14 protein-coding genes are annotated in these 18,599 nt (G+C 45.2%); 12 read left to right on the top strand and 2 right to left on the bottom strand.

Going from position 1 to position 18,599, the window contains the following annotated elements; genetic code table 11:
- The first annotated feature begins 549 nt into the window (after window positions 1-549).
- Together IM496_RS21325 and gcvP are read left to right on the top strand one after the other, a co-directional pair.
- Complete coding sequence (locus IM496_RS21325; protein WP_194017102.1) at window positions 550-2,175, top strand: ArnT family glycosyltransferase; 1,626 nt, start codon at window positions 550-552, stop codon at window positions 2,173-2,175.
- Window positions 2,176-2,290: 115 nt separating this feature from the next.
- Window positions 2,291-5,278 (top strand): aminomethyl-transferring glycine dehydrogenase, encoded by a 2,988-nt coding sequence (gene gcvP / locus IM496_RS21320; protein ID WP_194017104.1) that lies wholly within the window; start codon window positions 2,291-2,293, stop codon window positions 5,276-5,278.
- Between the two features lie 218 nt (window positions 5,279-5,496).
- Here the strand turns inward: gcvP and lpxB are convergent, their stop codons facing one another.
- Together lpxB and lpxA are read right to left on the bottom strand one after the other, a co-directional pair.
- Complete coding sequence (gene lpxB, locus IM496_RS21315) at window positions 5,497-6,699, bottom strand: lipid-A-disaccharide synthase (RefSeq protein ID WP_287663234.1); 1,203 nt, start codon at window positions 6,697-6,699, stop codon at window positions 5,497-5,499.
- 207 nt (window positions 6,700-6,906) lie between these two features.
- On the bottom strand, window positions 6,907-7,743 hold the full coding sequence (lpxA, locus tag IM496_RS21310) for an acyl-ACP--UDP-N-acetylglucosamine O-acyltransferase (RefSeq protein ID WP_002761667.1): 837 nt from the start codon (window positions 7,741-7,743) through the stop codon (window positions 6,907-6,909).
- Between the two features lie 150 nt (window positions 7,744-7,893).
- Between lpxA and IM496_RS21305 the strand changes: the two genes are divergently transcribed.
- The 10 genes from IM496_RS21305 to IM496_RS21260 form a co-directional block, all read left to right on the top strand.
- Entirely contained in the window at window positions 7,894-9,213 is a 1,320-nt protein-coding gene (locus IM496_RS21305) for a four-carbon acid sugar kinase family protein (RefSeq protein WP_194014034.1), read from the top strand.
- 180 nt (window positions 9,214-9,393) lie between these two features.
- Window positions 9,394-9,744 (top strand): hypothetical protein, encoded by a 351-nt coding sequence (locus tag IM496_RS21300; protein WP_271936202.1) that lies wholly within the window; start codon window positions 9,394-9,396, stop codon window positions 9,742-9,744.
- Between the two features lie 12 nt (window positions 9,745-9,756).
- Window positions 9,757-10,584, top strand: coding sequence for a septum site-determining protein MinC (gene minC, locus IM496_RS21295; RefSeq protein WP_194014028.1), 828 nt, complete (start codon window positions 9,757-9,759; stop codon window positions 10,582-10,584).
- Between the two features lie 165 nt (window positions 10,585-10,749).
- Complete coding sequence (gene minD, locus IM496_RS21290; RefSeq protein WP_002733442.1) at window positions 10,750-11,550, top strand: septum site-determining protein MinD; 801 nt, start codon at window positions 10,750-10,752, stop codon at window positions 11,548-11,550.
- A gap of 29 nt (window positions 11,551-11,579) precedes the next feature.
- Window positions 11,580-11,867 carry a cell division topological specificity factor MinE gene (minE, locus tag IM496_RS21285; RefSeq protein WP_002744772.1) on the top strand — a complete coding sequence of 96 codons (288 nt, stop codon included), beginning with the start codon at window positions 11,580-11,582 and terminating at the stop codon, window positions 11,865-11,867.
- On the top strand, window positions 11,864-12,052 hold the full coding sequence (locus IM496_RS21280; RefSeq protein WP_194014026.1) for a hypothetical protein: 189 nt from the start codon (window positions 11,864-11,866) through the stop codon (window positions 12,050-12,052). The genes minE and IM496_RS21280 overlap by 4 nt, the downstream gene beginning before the upstream one ends.
- A gap of 282 nt (window positions 12,053-12,334) precedes the next feature.
- Window positions 12,335-15,391, top strand: a complete 3,057-nt coding sequence (gene ppc / locus IM496_RS21275) for a phosphoenolpyruvate carboxylase (RefSeq protein WP_194014024.1) — start codon at window positions 12,335-12,337, stop codon at window positions 15,389-15,391.
- A gap of 475 nt (window positions 15,392-15,866) precedes the next feature.
- Window positions 15,867-17,150, top strand: a complete 1,284-nt coding sequence (gene glyA / locus IM496_RS21270) for a serine hydroxymethyltransferase (RefSeq protein WP_287660429.1) — start codon at window positions 15,867-15,869, stop codon at window positions 17,148-17,150.
- 78 nt (window positions 17,151-17,228) lie between these two features.
- Window positions 17,229-18,293, top strand: coding sequence for a glycosyltransferase family 4 protein (locus IM496_RS21265; RefSeq protein WP_002761684.1), 1,065 nt, complete (start codon window positions 17,229-17,231; stop codon window positions 18,291-18,293).
- A 67-nt stretch (window positions 18,294-18,360) separates the two neighbouring features.
- On the top strand, window positions 18,361-18,599 hold a 239-nt coding region (locus IM496_RS21260; protein WP_287663230.1), incomplete at its 3' end, for a DUF4164 family protein.

The raw sequence follows: 18,599 nt of genomic DNA, 5'->3' as shown, positions 1-18,599 counted from the left end.
TATCAGTTATCAGTTATCAGTTATCAGTTATCAGTTATCAGTTATCAGTTATCAGTTATCAGTTATCAGTTATCAGTTATCAGTTATCAGTTATCAGTTATCAGTTATCAGTTATCAGATTTGAGTTTTAAGGATCTTCTAGAGTAGTTATGATATTTTAGCAGAAAATAATGGTTCTTCGTTACTTGGTATGGTTCGATCAGGGGGCATAAATAGGCTAAATTCTTATCTGGCAAGGGACTTAATTGATTAGCTCGTTCTAGATTGAAAACAATTGGCAAAAATCGCAGCCATGTCTTTCTATATAAGGGTTTCACCCCTTATAACTCCCGTCCATTGCATAACACAAACCGAAGAACCAAAATAATCAAAGCTTTTTGCTTGGTTGGATTCTAGGCTATTTAAGGGATTAGGCTCATTGAAACTACTAATTTGCTATAACCAGTCTAGGAGAGCCTTACTGATTACTGTTTACTGATTACTGTTTACTGATTACTCTTTACTGTTTACTGATTACTGTTTACTGTTTACTGATAACTGACCTAGCTTATGAACCGTCAAAAATTCACTTGGGGATATTCTAGCTATAAATTGCGTCAAAGAGAAAATTTTAAAGAATTTCTGTGTTTACTGGGATTATTAATAGCGGCCTTAATTATCTATCTAGTGGGATTAGGTAATTTACCCTTGCGGGATTGGGATGAAGCGACCATCGCTCAGGTAGCCAAGGAAATTAGCCAAACCCCCCTGGAACAATTGCGCTGGTTATTTCCCAGTTTTTGGGGTGATCCCTACCTGAATAAACCGCCGTTGATTCATAGTTTAATTGGTCTAACCTACCATTTCTGGGGCATCAATGAGGCCAATACTAGACTAATTCCCGCTTTTTTTACAGCTTTATCGGTGCCGCTTCTCTACCTTCTCGGTCGAGAAATTTTTCCGGCTCGTTTGCCAGCTTTACTGTCGGCCTTGATCTATCTAACTCTTTTGCCGGTGGTGCGCCATGGCCGTTTAGCCATGTTGGATGGAGCGGTATTGTGTTTTGAAATGCTGATGTTTGTTGGTTTACTGCGCTCACGGCGCGATTTACGCTGGTCTGTGGGGGCGGGGCTAGGATTTGCCCTCCTTTGTCTGACTAAGGGTATTATGGGGCTATTATTAGCGGGTATCGGCTTTATTTTTCTGCTCTGGGATACCCCCCGGTTATTAACTTCTGCCTATTTTTGGTCGGGTTGGTTATTGGGAGCATCCCCCGCTTTTGCTTGGTATGCCGCCCAATTTTGGCACTACGAGCGGGAGTTTCTCGATTCCCTTTTTGTTCAACAGTTAAAGCGAGTTAGTGACGATCTGGACAATCATCGCGGACCGTTTTGGTATTATCTGCTGGAAATTCTTAAATATAGTTGGCCCTGGTTAATTTTCTCGGTTTGGGGTTTACGTTTAGCCCGTCAGGAACATCTCTACAGTTGGGCGAAGTTACTGTTAGTTTGGACGGGTGTTTATCTGTTGGTGGTTTCGGTAATGGCGACTAAGTTGCCTTGGTATATTCTGCCGATCTATCCAGCCTTGGCTTTAGCGGCCGGTTATGCCTTGGCGCAGCTGGGTAATCTTCCCATCGATCGTCCCTATAATCCCATCTGGTCAATTATTCTGGGTATTGTCGGCGTTGGGGCGGGTTTATTAGCTTTAATAGCCTATTTTCCTGGTAATTTTGCCCCGATCGAACCGATCCATCCCTTAATTCTTTTAACCTTATTATCACTTTCCCTGACCATGGTGACAACGGCGATTTTGTTAGCCCGGCGCTCGCAACAATTCATCGTAATTTTAATCTGGGGAATGTTGGTTTCTTTGTTTATTTTTGTCAATTCTCCCCTGTGGATCTGGGAATTAAATGAGAATTTCCCCGTCAAACCGGTGGCGAGTTTAGTGCAGAAATATGTGCCAGCCGATCACCCTGTTTATATTGCTTTTGCCTACGAGCGCCCCTCGTTAAATTTTTATAGTGGTCGTCGGGTTTTTCCCCTTGCTACTGAAGAATTAATCAATCATTGGCAAAGTCACAAGCAACCTTACCTAATTATCGATCGTCAAACCAAAGAAGCTACTGATTTAGAAGGATTAAAGGTGATCGAGTCCACGGATTCCGGTTGGTTTTTGGTGACGAAGCAGTAGTGAGGTTAATTTTGTGCATACTTTCGATAGCAAATTAGCTTCCGCTTTATCTTGCTGATTGCTGATTTGAAATATTACAAAAATTTTACAAGTTGCGTTAAAATCACCCCTAGCGATGAAACGCAGCACTTTTGTAATTGTTGAAACCGAGATTAATATGCTAAATAGGTCAATTACGGCCGAGAAAACCGAGGAATTCGCTCCTGCTGACCTGCAAGACCTGCTAGACTGCACCGATAGCTTTGTTAACCGTCATATTGGGCCGACGGAGACGGAAATCGAGAAAATGCTGGCGGTTTTGGGTGTTGCCACCGTGGAGGAGTTAATCGCTCAAACAGTCCCCGCAGCAATTCGTTTACAAAAAAACCTTAATCTACCACCTGCCTTGAGTGAATACGCCGCTCTTGCCCAATTAAAAGCTATTGCCTCAAAAAATCAGGTATTTCGCTCCTTTATTGGCATGGGCTACCATGACTGTATCACCCCGCCAGTAATTCTCCGCAACATCTTAGAAAATCCGGGTTGGTACACCGCCTATACTCCCTATCAAGCGGAAATCGCCCAAGGACGCTTAGAAGCTCTCTTAAACTTCCAAACTCTCATCACTAGCTTAACCGGTCTGGAAATTGCTAACGCTTCCCTCCTCGATGAAGGAACAGCAGCCGCAGAAGCGATGAGCATGAGTTATGGACTGTGTAAAACTAAAGCCAATGCTTTCTTTATCTCTAGTAGTTGCCATCCCCAAACGATTGAAGTTGTTAAAACCAGAGCGATTCCTTTAGGCATTGACATTATTATTGAGGATCATCGTCTCTTCGACTTCCAAACGCCGATTTTTGGCGCACTATTACAATATCCGGCCACCGATGGCGTAATTTATGACTATCGGGAATTTATCGCCAAAGCGCAGGAAAATGGGGCTTTAGTCACCGTTGCCGCCGATATTCTCAGTTTAGCCCTGTTGACTCCCCCCGGCGAATTGGGGGCTGATATTGCCGTGGGTAGCAGTCAACGCTTTGGGGTTCCTTTGGGTTATGGGGGTCCCCATGCCGCCTATTTTGCCACCAAAGATGCCTATAAACGCAGTATTCCGGGGCGCATTGTCGGGGTATCGAAGGATAGTCAGGGTAAACCCGCACTGCGTTTAGCTTTGCAAACCCGGGAACAACATATCCGCCGGGATAAAGCCACCAGTAATATTTGTACCGCACAGGTGTTACTAGCGGTGATTGCTTCCATGTACGCGGTCTATCACGGACCGGAAGGAATCAAGAAAATCGCCCAAAGAGTGCAGAAATTAACCGCTTTATTGGCAACTGGTTTAAAACAGTTGGGTTATCAAGTGGGGAAAGAACCGCGCTTCGATACGCTCAAAGTTACGGTATCCACGGGAGTTAAGGATATCTTCGCCAAGGCAAAAACCCATAAGATTAATCTGCGTTATTTTGATGAGAATAATCTAGGAATTAGTGTCGATGAAACCACCACTCTCAGGGATGTGTGGGATTTATGGCAAATTTTCGCCCCAACCGAGGAATTACCCTTTACCACGGCGGAATTAGTCGAGAAAATTAGTCTAGAATTACCCGCTAATTTAACCCGTACCAGTGCCTATCTTACCGAGCCGGTGTTCAATCGTTACCACTCGGAAACGGAATTACTCAGATATCTGCACCGTCTGGAAACAAAGGATCTAGCCTTAAATACTTCCATGATTCCCCTCGGTTCCTGTACGATGAAACTCAATGCCGTAGCGGAGATGATTCCGGTAACTTGGGCAGAATTCGGCAAATTACACCCTTTTGCTCCGATTGACCAAGCAGAAGGCTATCAACTGCTCTTTCAACAGTTAGAGACTTGGTTAGGGGAAATTACCGGGTTTGATGGCATTTCTCTACAACCGAACGCCGGTTCTCAGGGAGAGTATGCCGGTTTACAGGTGATCCGAGCCTACCATGAAAGTCGCGGTCAAGGTCATCGTCAGATTTGCTTAATTCCTGAGTCCGCTCACGGGACTAATCCTGCCAGTGCCGTTATGTGTGGCATGAAAGTAGTGGCGGTTAATTGCGATTCTCGGGGCAATATTGATATTGATGACTTAAAAACTAAGGCCGAAAAGCATCAGGATAATCTAGCAGCTTTGATGGTGACTTATCCTTCCACTCACGGCGTTTTTGAAGAGGGAATTAGCGAAATTTGCGCCTTGATTCATCAATACGGTGGTCAAGTCTATATGGATGGCGCCAATATGAATGCTCAAGTGGGTTTATGTCGTCCGGCGGATTTTGGCGCCGATGTCTGTCACTTGAATCTCCATAAAACTTTCTGTATTCCCCACGGTGGTGGCGGACCGGGTATGGGACCAATCGGAGTAAAATCCCATTTAGTGCCTTTTCTGCCCGATGTTTCCCTAGTTTCGGCGAAATTATCCCCAGAAACCGCTAACGGTAAGCATCAGGACTCGATTGGGGCAATTTCGGCCGCGCCTTGGGGTAGTGCCAGCATTTTGGTGATTTCTTGGATGTATATCGCCATGATGGGGGCAGCAGGCTTGAAAAAAGCGACAGAAGTGGCAATTTTGAACGCTAATTATATGGCTTTTCGTCTGGAGTCGGCCTATCCAGTGTTATTTAAGGGTAGCGCGGGAACGGTTGCCCACGAGTGCGTTATTGATTTACGTCCCCTGAAAAAACAGGCCGGCATCGAGGTGGAAGATGTGGCAAAACGTTTGATGGATTTCGGTTTCCACGCGCCGACGGTTTCTTGGCCCGTGGCGGGTACAATGATGGTGGAACCCACGGAAAGCGAATCTTTGGGGGAATTAGACCGTTTTTGTGAAGCTTTGTTAACTATCTATCAAGAAGTACAAGCGATCGCTAATGGGAGCATGGATCCCCACGATAATCCTTTGAAAAATGCCCCCCACACAGCCGCAGTTTTAACTGCCGATGATTGGAGTCGTCCCTATTCCCGTCAACAGGCAGCTTACCCGCTTTCTTGGCTAAAAGATTATAAATTCTGGCCGGTAGTGGGACGGGTTGATAATGCTTACGGGGACAGAAATCTGGTTTGTTCCTGTGAGGGTATGGACGCTTATAAGTAGGGTTTGCGGCAAAGAGTTTTTCCTGGGGCAGGGTGTAGGGTGTGGGGTGTAGGGTGTGGGGTGTGGGGTGTAGGGTGTAGGGTGTGGGGTGTGGGGTGTGGGGAGAATAAAGCTGCCTCCTGACTCCTATCTCCAGCAATCCTATCTCCTGATTCCTGACTCCTGACTCCTGACTCCTGACTCCTGACTCCTGACTCCTGACTCCTGACTCCTGACTCCTAACAAAGGCCTATTTTAAACACCTCTTGTGCCACTCGCTCGCAACTGCCTACTGTTCCTAAACTGGCTTTAGTTTCTGCGTATTCATCTAACATTTTTTGGCGACGTTGCTGATTTAATAATAGGTCTAGACATTCCTGCATAATTCTCTCTGGGTTAGCTTCCTCTTGTAATAATTCGGGAACAACTTCTCGCATTAAAACTAAATTTACCGGTGAGACAAATGGTACAGAAAACTTCATAATATTGCGGGCAATCCAAGCAGTCACTGCACTTAAACGGTAAACCACCACCTGCGGCACGTTTAACAAAGCAATTTCGAGATTAACTGTACCAGACTTAGCCACAGCCAGATCGGCAGCGGCAATCGCTTCTAAAGTCTGATCTCGTTCCATAATCACCGCATTTAATCCATATTCCTTCACTAATTCTCGCATTTTTGGTTCGTATAAAGCTAAGGGAACGGGAATTAAAAACTTAATATCGGGTATTTTTTCCTGTAATTTTTTAGCAGCAGCGCACACCGTCGGCACGAGATATTTAAACTCCTGTTGACGGGAAGCGGGTAACAAAGCGATCACCGTTTCTTCGGGTTTTATTGCCCATTTTTGCCGCATTTCTTGGCGATTGGGAGCATTAGCCATACGATCAACTAAAGGATGTCCCACCCAAGTTACTGGTAAACCTTTTGTTTCAAAAAAACGAGCTTCAGCAGGAAAAATTGCCAATAATTTATCGGTGACGGCGATTAATTTTTCCGTATTAAATAACTTTTCTGCTGTGGACCTGAGTTTAGCTGAGGGGATATTTTCTTCCGACCAAATCCACACCTGTGGGGCAATATAATAAATAATTGGGACATCGGGAATAATTTTTTTAGCCGACTGACCGATCGCCACATTTGCCCCCACATAATCAATTAAAATAATGATATCAGGGGGATTATCTCTAAAAAACTCTTTTGCTCGTTTTTGTAGTTGTAAAGTTGGCAAAATAAAGGGGATAGATTCAATTAATCCCATGGCAGCCAGTCGAGTGGTTTTACCCAGCATTTTTGCTCCAGCTAACTCCATGCGATCGCCACCGAGGGCAAAAATTTCTAACTCAATTGCCTGGGTTTTAGCTAGTTTAAAAAGGGATTCAATCAGCATCGCTGCCTGTAAATCACCCGATACCTCACCCGTACTAATAAATATACGCATTTGGATAATTATTTGATAATAAAAGACTTCAGGAGTCAGGAGACAGGATTCAGGATTCAGGATTGCTGGAGATAGGAGTCAGGAGACACGAGATTATTTTTATTTATTCTTCCCACTTCCCCACTTCCCCATCACCCCACACCCCACACCCCACTTCCCCACTTCCCCACTTCCCCACTTCCCACACCCTGTTCCTCAATAAAAAAATTATTTCCCCGGAATTAAACCGCGGCGTTTTTCTCCTGTGGTAGAGGATTGTAAAAATTGACAGAGATGTTGAACATGGGGGTTATCGGTTAAGAGAGAAACTTGTTCTAAAGCCTCCTGAAGATTTATATTAGAACGATAGATAATCCGAAAAGCTTTTTTCAGTAAAGCTAGATCTTCATCGGTAAAACCTGCTCTTTGTAAACCGACTAAATTAAGAGTTCGCACCCGACAGGGATTGCCTTCTACTAAAGTAAAAGGGGGAACATCGCGATCAATACGACTCATTCCTCCTAACATGGCCATTTTGCCAATATGAACAAATTGATGTACTCCTAAAACCCCCCCGATAACTGCTTTTGATTCGATCTGGACATGACCGGCCAAGGCGACACTATTAGCGATAATAATGTTATCTTGCAAAATACAATTATGGGCAACGTGAACATAGGCCATTAATAAATTATTACTGCCAATTTGGGTAACTTCTCCCGTATCCGTGGCACGATTAATCGTGACAAACTCGCGAATTTGGTTATGATCACCAATTTCTACGCTACTTTCGCCACCCTTATACTTTAAATCCTGTGGTTCATTACCAATAACAGCCCCGGAAAAAATATGATTACCCTTGCCAATTTTAGTCGGACCCTCAATGACCACATGGGCATCAATAATTGTATCAGCTTCAATTTCCACATTGGCCCCGATCACAGCATAGGGACCAACTTTAACCTTGGGATCAAGTTTTGCCGACGGATGGATAACCGCAGTGGGGTGGATTAACGTATTCAAAGGGAAGTCTCCCGCGCTCAACTTCGTCACTGTATGAATCATGGTATAGCTTATCCTATATTGGACAGATTGTGATCAAGATTGATAGCGGTTGCTTAGGGAGGGGACGACTTTAATGGGGAACCAGAACCCGATAAACTATTAACCAGATTCTCTTGGTTCCTTCGTCCCTCCCATCCTGATAAAAAATATATGAGCAATAATAGACCTAAAATTATAGTCTTAGATGACGACCCGACAGGTTCCCAAACAGTCCATAGTTGTCTGTTATTGATGCGGTGGGATGAAGATACTCTCCGCTTGGGATTGGCAGATAATGCGCCAATTTTCTTTGTTTTGACCAATACTCGCGCTTTAACCCCCGAAAAAGCCGAGTCTGTCACCAGAGAAGTCTGTCATAACCTGAAAACTGCCTTAACTAAAGAGGGAATCGAGGATTTTTTGGTGGTTAGTCGTTCCGATTCTACCCTGCGCGGGCATTATCCGATCGAAACTGATGTTATTGCCGAAGAATTGGGCGGTTTTGATGCTCATTTCCTGATTCCAGCCTTTTTTGAGGGGGGGAGAATCACTCGCGATAGTATTCACTATTTAATCATCGATGGCGTTCCCACTCCCGTCCACGAGACGGAATTCGCTCGCGATTCGGTTTTTGCCTATCACTATAGTTATCTGCCGGATTATGTGGAGGAGAAAACCCAAGGTAAAATTAACGCAGATGATGTGGAAAGATTTTTACTGGCAGATATCCGTCAAGGTAGTTTAGAACGACTGCAAAAGCTCAAAAATAATCAATGTGGGGTGGTAGATGGGGAAACTCAAGCGGATCTCGATCGCTTTGCTGAAGATATTTTAACCGCCGCAGGGGAAGGAAAAAAATTTTTATTCCGTAGTGCCGCCAGTATTTTAACTTCTTTGGCTAATTTAGGAACTCAACCGATCGCACCCGAATCTATGGGTAAGTATAAGCCCACGGGGGAAGCCGGGGCAATTATCGTCGGTTCCCACGTCAAAAAAACTACCCAACAATTAGATGAACTGCTTCAACAACCCAACACCGTCGGAGTCGAAATCGATGTGACGGCATTGCGCGATCGTCCTGAGCAACGAGAGCAACTCTTAGCACAAGTTCTGGAAAAAGTCAAGCTTATTCACAAAAATAAACAAACCCCCGTGATCTATACCAGTCGGCAAGAGTTAACCTTTGCTTCTGTGCAGAAACGCCTTGATTTTGGGGTTGCCGTCTCCACCCTGTTAATGGACATTGTTAAGGGTTTACCCAGTGATATCAGTTTTTTAATCAGTAAAGGCGGTATTACCTCTAATGATGTCTTAAGTACGGGTTTAAGCCTGCAATCGGCCCGTTTACTCGGTCAGATTCTCCCCGGTGTCTCCATGGTCCGTACAGCAGCCGATCATCATCTCTTTCCTAATTTACCTGTGGTTCTTTTCCCGGGTAACGTCGGTGATGTCCAAGCTTTAGCTACAGTTTATCAACGTTTGTGTCAATAGGAGGCAATCAGTGATCAGTGATCAGTTATCAGTAATCAGTGAGCAGACGTGAGTTTTCAGTTCACTGATTACTGAAAAAAGCTCCCCAATTCATAATTCATAATTCCTAATTCCCACTGCTGCCGGCTGCTCAAGGTTCATAATTAAAGAAACATCTATACTTATAGCCAGTTAATTTTTATGAAAACTGTTGCCGATACGGACCTACAAAGGCTAGAAGACTTAATTATCAACGGACAAAAAGCGATCGAGACTCGTTTCACGGCGATCGAGAATAGTATCGTCGAAATTAAGGCTGATATTGGCGAAATTAAAGCTGATATTAAGGAAATCAAGCAAGATGTTAAATCCCTAGAGATAGGACAGGCAAAATTAACCGAAAGAGTCGAAGGGATGGATAATCGCCTCAAAATAGTGGAGGGCAGTCAAAAAAATCAAATTTGGGCATTAATAACCATTTTAGGGGGTTCACTGATTACCGCTTCCGTCGGTTTGCTGATCGCTATTTTGCGCTTTGTCTTTTTTAAGTAAAAAATTATCTTTATGGATGAAACTAAAACCGGAATAAATCAAGAAATCGACCTAGAAACCGAAAAAATTGAGCCATTAGCCTCGGTAAGGTCGAGATACGCCCAAATCCACCTAAAAAGTGAGGGTGAGAAATTGGTGCTAATTTTACCCAAAACCAGTGCCGGAGAGACAAGTCAGGATTGGACAGATATCTTGACAGGATTGAAATATTATCTCCGTAATAGCGGTCAAAACTGCCCAGCTAGAACACCTGTACACCTACAGGCCAACGATCGCCTGATGGATACGCGGCAGCTACAAGCGATCGCCACAATTTTAGACAGTGCCGAATTACCCCTACATACCATCCAAACCCAAAGAAGACAAACCGCAGTAGCAGCGGCAACTATGGGTTACAATGTCGAACAAATGCGATCGAGTCCCACGGTTTTTGGGGACGAGCAACCGCTGCCATCCCTCCTCGCCGAACCTTTGTACTTAAAAACCACCCTGCGATCGGGTGTAGAAATCCGTCACCCCGGTACAGTTATAATCATGGGCGATGTCAACCCCGGCGGATCGATCGTCGCTGATGGCGATATATTAGTTTGGGGGAGTTTGCGCGGTGTGGCCCATGCGGGATTCCGAGGCGATCGAGCGGCGCTAATCATGGCTCTGCGAATCGATTTAACTCAACTGAGGATCGCGGAATTGGTGGCACGGGCCCCGGCTTTAAATAGCGATCGCATAGAACCAGAAATCGCCTGTATCAGCGAAGGAGGAATCCGCATCATTGGGGCTTATAATTTTTCCAGAACCTACACCTTTAAAGATAAAGTGGGGTGGGTCGAAAAAAGGTGATCAGTGACCAGTAAACAGTGATCAGTAAACAGTAAAAATAGGGATTAACTGCGTTGAAACAAAAAACTCTATCAAACCAATAACTGATAACTGATAACTGATAGCTGATAACTGATAGCTGATAGCTGATAGCTGATAACTGATAACTGATAACTGATATAAATTATGGCTCGTGTAATTGTGGTGACATCGGGAAAGGGAGGAGTCGGTAAAACGACGGTAACGGCGAACTTAGGTTCAGCCTTATCTCAATTAGGCTGTCGAGTCGCCCTTGTCGATGCCGATTTCGGACTGAGAAATCTCGATTTATTGTTAGGATTAGAACAGCGTATCGTTTATACTGCCCTCGATGTGGTGGCGGGAGATTGTAGTCTTGATAAAGCTTTAGTTAAGGATAAAAGACAGGAAAATCTGGTTCTATTACCGGCGGCACAAAATCGTACCAAAGAGGCAATTACCGCCGATCAAATGAAGGATTTAGTCGCCCAATTGTCAAAAAGTTATGACTATGTATTGATTGATTGCCCGGCAGGAATTGAAATGGGTTTCCGCAATGCGATCGCTGCTGCCCAGGAAGCGATCATCGTTACTACCCCAGAAATGTCGGCGGTGAGAGATGCCGATCGCGTGGTGGGATTACTAGAAAGCGAGGATATTAAAGGTATCCGTCTGATTGTCAACCGGCTGCGGCCAGAAATGATCCAACTTAATCAGATGATCAGCGTCGAGGATATTCTCGACTTATTGGTAATTCCCCTGTTGGGGATTATTCCCGACGATCAAAGAATTATTATTTCCACTAATAAAGGAGAACCATTAGTATTAGAGGAGAAGACTTCTCTTCCCTCCATGGCCTTTAGAAACATTGCCCAACGTTTACAGGGTCGCGATGTGCCGTTTCTAGATTTAATGGCCGGTCAGGAAGGTTTTCTTACCCGTCTGCGTCGTCGCTTGTTTGGGCCTTAAACTCTCTCATCTCAACCCTTTAACCTACTATGAATGACCTGATCGATAAACTTCTAGCATGGCGCGGTTCGGGCAAAAGTGGCGACCAAGCTAAAAAACGCTTAAAACTTATTCTGGCCCACGATCGCGCCGATCTTAGTCCCGAAATTCTCGATATGATGCGTCAAGAAATCTTAGAAGTGGTCGGTCGTTATCTTGATATCGACACCGAGGAAACCGAGTTACTCTTAGAAAGTGACCAACGAACTACCGCCCTGATTGCTAATTTTCCGATTCGTCGCATCAAACGCCGTCCTTTAACCGAGAAATTGCCATGAAAACTAAACCGATCGAGCTTTGGCTTAGTCTAGCGGTCAGTCCCTTTCTTTTATCCTACTTGGGATTACGTTCTATTAATAATTGGTTGATAGAAGTCGGGAAAGACAGCGAGGAAATCTTTCGTGGCGATCGCTTGCCCCTTCTCAATATTCCCGAGCAGTTACCGGTCAACAGTGACCGATAATCCAAGAAAAAAGTCTTTTTGCCCCCGGAAAAGAGGCAATAATGGTAAAGTTTTTGTTAAAAATAGGAAAAAATGTGATTCTTTGGCATATAATCTCATTTTTGACAAACCGTAAAGAACTAATCCCGATATATCAGTAATCAGTGATCAGTTATCAGTTATCAATGATCAGATTTGAGTTTTCAGTGAATAGTATTAACGGGCAAGTTCTGAGCTTTCTTTTCACTGATGACTGATGACTGATGACTGTTTACTGATTACTGATTACTGATTACTGAAATTATGAGCGTCCTTGTCCCCTCAACCGAAACCGAACAGGATATTTTCAGCACTTCCAACCTGTTTCTGCAGCAAAGACTGAAATTAATCGAAGATTTATGGAAAGAAGTCTTGATCTCCGAATGTGGTCAAGAATTAGTCGATTTACTGGAATTACTGCGCCATCTCTGTTCTGAGGAAGGACAAGTGACCGATGATAGTGCGGAGGCAACGATCGCCAAAATGATCGAAGACTTGGAACTAGGGGAAGCGATCAAAGTTACCCGCGCTTTTGCCCTCTATTTCCAGTTAATCAATATCATCGAACAACACTACGAACAAAGGGATCAGCAACTACTGCGACGGACGGTGATCGGGGAAGAAAACGAAAGTCCCAAGACAGATCCACCGCAGAAAAGCCTTTTAGCCACCATTGTCGGGGCTGATTGGCTGGAAAAAACCCTGAACGAGTCCGATCACTCCAGCCCAAAATCGGGGCTATTTCACTGGTTATTTCCCTATCTCAAACAGGTTAACGTCCCCCCCCAAGAAATCCAGCGTCTTCTCGATCAGTTAGATATCCGTCTGGTTTTCACGGCCCACCCCACGGAAATTGTCCGTCACACCATTCGCATTAAACAGCGCCGCATCTCGGGCATTCTCGAAAAACTCGACCAAGCAGAAGAAATCTTTCGCAGTATGGGGTTAACTAACTCCAGAGAAGCACAAACAGTCACCAAACAGTTAAAAGAAGAAATACGTTTTTGGTGGCGAACAGATGAACTACATCAATTTAAACCCACCGTCGTCGATGAGGTGGATTATGCCCTGCACTACTTCGATGAGGTTCTCTTCGATTCCCTACCGCAGTTAACCCTGCGTCTGCAGCAAAGCCTACAATCCTCCTTTCCCCGTTTACAAGCGCCGAAAAATAACTTCTGTCGCTTCGGTTCTTGGGTTGGGGGGGATCGGGATGGCAATCCCTCCGTTACCCCCGAAGTCACCTGGAAAACCTGCTGTTATCAGCGCAATCTGGTTATTAAAAAATATCTCGATGCTATTCACGACCTGACCAGTATTTTAAGCGCCTCCCTGCACTGGTGTCACGTCTTGCCGGAGTTGCTGGACTCCCTGGACAGAGATAAACAGCAAATGCCCGAAATCTATAGCCAGTTAGCAATCCGCTACCGTCAGGAACCCTATCGCCTCAAATTGGCCTTTATTCAAAAACGTCTGGAAAATACCCGTGATCGCAATGATCGCCTCAATGACCCGGAAGAACGACAATTATTAACTAAACTCAACGAAACTAACATCTATCGCTCCGGTTCCGAGTTTTTAGCCGAATTACAGCTATTAAAGCGCAGTCTCTTGCAAACCGGTCTTTCCTGTCAAGAACTGGATCAACTGATCGCCCAAGTGGAGATTTTTGGCTTTGTCCTGACTCAGTTAGATTTTCGGCAGGAATCCACCCGTCACGCCGAATGTATCGAAGAAATCGCCGCATATCTGGGAGTTTTACCCAAACCCTACGGCAAATTAACTGAATCAGAAAAAATCGCCTGGTTAGTGGCGGAATTAAAAACCCGTCGGCCCTTAATTCCCCGGGAAATGCCCTTTTCGGAAAGAACCTGCGAAACCATTGAAACCCTGCGAGTTTTAAGAAGTCTGCAAGGGGAATTCGGTCTGGAAATCTGCCAAACCTACATTATCAGCATGACCAACGAGGCCAGCGATGTGCTAGAAGTGCTGTTATTAGCCCAAGAAGCTGGTTTATACGACCCCGCCACTAGCCGCAGTTCCCTCCGCATTGTTCCCCTCTTTGAAACCGTCGATGACCTCAAACACGCCCCCGGCATCATGCAGACTTTGTTTGAATTGCCCCTCTACCGGGCAGCCCTAGCCGGCGGTTACGACCATTTAGGGGCTTTAAACGGGGAGGAAGTGACCCCGGAACCGGCCATCCTCGAACCGAGTAATTTACAGGAGATTATGGTCGGTTACTCCGATAGTAACAAGGATTCCGGCTTTTTAAGCAGTAATTGGGAAATTCATAAGGCCCAGAAGGCTTTACAGAAAACCGCTAAACAATACGGCGTGGATCTACGTCTTTTTCATGGCCGGGGCGGTTCCGTCGGTCGCGGTGGTGGACCGGCCTACGCCGCTATCCTCGCCCAACCCCGGGGAACTATTAACGGTCGCATTAAAATCACGGAACAGGGCGAGGTTTTAGCCTCGAAATACTCCTTACCGGAATTGGCCTTGTATAACCTCGAAACCGCCGTAACGGCAGTCATACAGGCAAGTTTACTGGGCAGTGGTTTTGATGATCTCGAACCCTGGAATCGCATCATGGAGGACTTGGCCACCTGTTCACGGCAAACCTATCGCAGTTTGATTTATGAAGAACCGGACTTTTTAGACTTCTTTCTGTCCGTAACTCCCATTCCTGAAATTAGTCTTTTACAGATTAGTTCCCGACCGGCCCGCCGGAAAAGTGGTCAACAGGATTTAAGTACCCTGCGGGCAATTCCCTGGGTATTTAGTTGGACCCAAACCCGTTTTCTTTTACCGGCTTGGTATGGTTTAGGGACAGCTTTACAGATATTTCTCGATGATTCTCCTAACCGAAATTTGGAATTGTTACGCCATTTTTATCACAAGTGGCCTTTCTTCCAGATGGTGATTTCTAAGGCAGAAATGACTCTATCAAAGGTGGATCTACAGATGGCCTATCACTACGTCAGTGAACTTTCTAAACAGGAAGATCGAGAACGTTTTGAACGTCTGTTTGAAAGGATTAAAGAGGAATATAATCGCACTAGCGAGATTGTTCTCCAGATCACTGGTGAGAAACATTTATTGGATAATGATCCGAATTTACAGCGCTCGGTGCAGTTACGCAATGGTTCGATCGTTCCCCTCGGTTTCCTACAGGTGTCTCTCCTGAAGCGTTTACGTCAATACAATAGTCAAGCTCAATCCGGTGTGATTCATTTCCGCTATTCTAAAGAGGAGTTATTAAGGGGCGCTTTAATGACGATTAATGGTATTGCCGCAGGGATGAGAAATACCGGTTGATTACAGATAATTAATGGTAGTTTTCGGGTGGTTATCTTGAAGGTAATCCACCCTATTTTTTAAATTTGTCAACTTTTTGTATAATTTCTACTGAGTTGTTATTTTTAAAGGGAAAATTACTGCTAAAATTGGGCATTTGAGTAACGCACAGAAAACGGGTTTCTCGGAGAAGCCCGTTTTCTACTCATGCACTCATGCAAAAAGGGGAATAAATAATCAGTCTTTAATAACCAGATTTAGTATTACTTCCGATTTTATTACTCAATCCCCACCGGGAAGGATTCTACTGGTTAATATTACTATTATCTATTAACTAAAAATGAAGATTTTACTGCTAACAGTTGACAATTGATGAGCGATCCCGAAGAGAAGCAATTAAGCTCACCGGTGTGTCGGAAAATTAGAGATTGTGCCAAAATGGAGAAAGTGACCCAAGGATTACAGGTAAATTGTTAAAAAAAAGGATCGAGTAACCGTGACTGATACCAACCTAGATATACTATCCCTGACGGATCCAGCGATCGCAGGGATTCTGCAAAAAGAACTACAACGTCAAAGAGATCACCTAGAATTAATCGCTAGTGAAAACTTTACCTCGGCTGCCGTCATGGCCGCCCAGGGTTCGGTTTTAACCAACAAATACGCCGAAGGACTGCCCAAAAAACGCTACTATGGCGGTTGCGAATACGTTGACGAAGCGGAACAATTAGCGATCGATCGGGTTAAACGACTATTTGGGGCAAACCACGCTAACGTACAACCCCACTCCGGCGCCCAAGCTAATTTCGCCGTTTTCCTGACCCTATTGCAGCCCGGCGATACGATTATGGGCATGGATCTCTCCCACGGTGGTCATCTTACCCACGGTTCCCCCGTTAACGTTTCCGGGAAATGGTTCCGAGTAGTACAGTACGGAGTAAGTCCCGAAAACGAACTCCTGGACTACGATCTCATCCTTGACATCGCCCGCAAGGAAAAACCCAAACTAATTATCTGCGGTTATTCTGCCTACTCGCGCCAGATTGATTTCGAGAAATTCCGCGCCATCGCTGACGAAGTGGGGGCCTACCTGATGGCAGATATCGCCCATATTGCCGGTTTAGTGGCCACTGGTCATCATCCTAACCCCCTACCCCACTGTGATGTGGTCACTACCACCACTCACAAAACCCTGCGCGGTCCTAGGGGGGGGTTAATTATGACCAAAGACGAGGAATTAGGCAAAAAATTCGATAAATCCGTCTTCCCCGGTACCCAAGGCGGACCCCTAGAACACGTGATCGCGGCGAAAGCGGTGGCTTTTGGGGAAGCATTGAAACCGGAGTTTAAAATCTATTCGGGCCAAGTAATCGCTAATGCCCAAGCTTTGGCCGGTCAGTTGAAGGCTAGAGGGATTAAAATTGTCACTGATGGTACGGATAATCACTTGATGTTACTCGATTTAAGATCCGTGGGCATGACCGGGAAAGAAGCCGATCGCCTGGTGAGTACCATTAATATTACCGCTAATAAAAACACTGTTCCCTTCGATCCCGAGTCTCCCTTTGTCACCAGTGGTCTGCGCTTGGGTTCCCCGGCTATGACCACCAGAGGACTAGGAGAAACGGAATTTATCGAGATTGGCAACATTATCGCCGATATTCTCCTTAATCCAGGTGATGAAGCCCTGAGAACTGCTTGCCGTCAACGGGTAGCCAAACTCTGTGAAAGCTTCCCTCTCTATCCCCATCTCCATATTTCCGTCCCCGCCTTGGCCTAAAAAGAGAGATAATAAAAGTTCATAATTGGCGATTGCCTGTCAGTGGCCAATTGTGAATTAAATCGCCCCCCAATTCCCATGTCCGGAGATTTATACTATCTAATTGCTTTTCTGATCGCCCATACCGTGGTACTTTGGAGTACCCCCCTCGTCAGAACCGTCGGACTGAAAAGCGGTTACGTCGATAAACCCAACGAAAGGAAGGTCCATGAAAAGCCTATGGTTCGACTGGGGGGAGTTTCGATTTTTGTCGGCGCTTTAACTGCCCTCCTGATTGTTTGGTGGTTGGGAGGGTTTGCTGGTTTAAACAGCGATCGAGAATGGGAAGTGTGGGGCGTAACCCTAGGCGGTTTGGGCTTTTTTCTCATCGGTCTAGCGGATGATCTTTTTAATCTTTCCCCCCTCAATCGTCTGGTAATGCAGTTTAGCGTCGCTTTTCTAGCTTGGCAAGCTGGCGTTAGGATCGATTTCCTCTCTATTCCCTTCGGCGATTTATTACAAATTCATTGGCTAAGTTTACCAGTTACTCTCCTCTGGTTAGTGGGGATGGCTAACGCGATTAACTGGATTGACGGTTTAGATGGATTAGCGGCGGGGGTTTCGGGTATATCTGCCGTGGTTATTTTAATTGTAACTTTGGTGATGGGACAACCGGCCGCCGCTATTATCGCCGCCGCTTTAGCAGGTGGGGCTTTGGGTTTTCTGCGTTACAATTTTAACCCCGCTCAAATTTTTATGGGGGATGGTGGGGCCTATTTTATGGGTTTTACCCTGGCGGGTGTGGCGGTGATTGGATTGGCGAAAACTACTGCTGTGACTACCGTTGCCGTTACCGCCGTCCTATTACCCTATCTCATCCTCGCGGTTCCTCTCCTCGATATGTCCACGGTGATTATTTCCCGTCTCAAACGCGGAAAATCCCCTTTTGTGGCTGATAAACGTCATTTACACCACCGTTTACTGAAAGCGGGTATCTCTCACCGTCTGACAGTATTATTTATCTACGCCCTAACTCTCTGGGTGGGCAGTTTAGCCCTCGGTTTCTCCAATGTTCCCAGTGGTTGGGGTTTTGCCTTTGGTGCGACTCTCCTCCTCGGTTACGTCGGTTGGCAAGTCTGGCGCAATCGTGGCAGTGAACCGTAAGCCGTCTTAAACTAGAAAAAAGATTAATAATTAAGATAGCGGCAGGATAACTCTGGGAGTTTAGCAAATGTCTAACGAAACCGTAACTTATTCCCTTGAAACGGTCCTGACAAGGATTGAGGGAAAAATCGACTCTTTACAAAGAGATGTTAATGAGCGTCTCACTAAGCTAGAGATAGGACAATCAGAAATAAGAGGAGATATTAAAGCCCTAGATTCTAAAGTTATGGAAATAGAAAAGCGTATTGATGACCTGAATGCACGGGTGAATATTACCACTAATGGGTTTCTTGGCATTGTCGGAAT

The organism is Microcystis sp. M049S2 (genome assembly GCF_020245625.1).
Taxonomy (GTDB): domain Bacteria; phylum Cyanobacteriota; class Cyanobacteriia; order Cyanobacteriales; family Microcystaceae; genus Microcystis; species Microcystis ichthyoblabe_A.
Note: the sequence above shows the minus strand (reverse complement) of the source record. Positions and strands in the feature narration are given on the sequence as shown.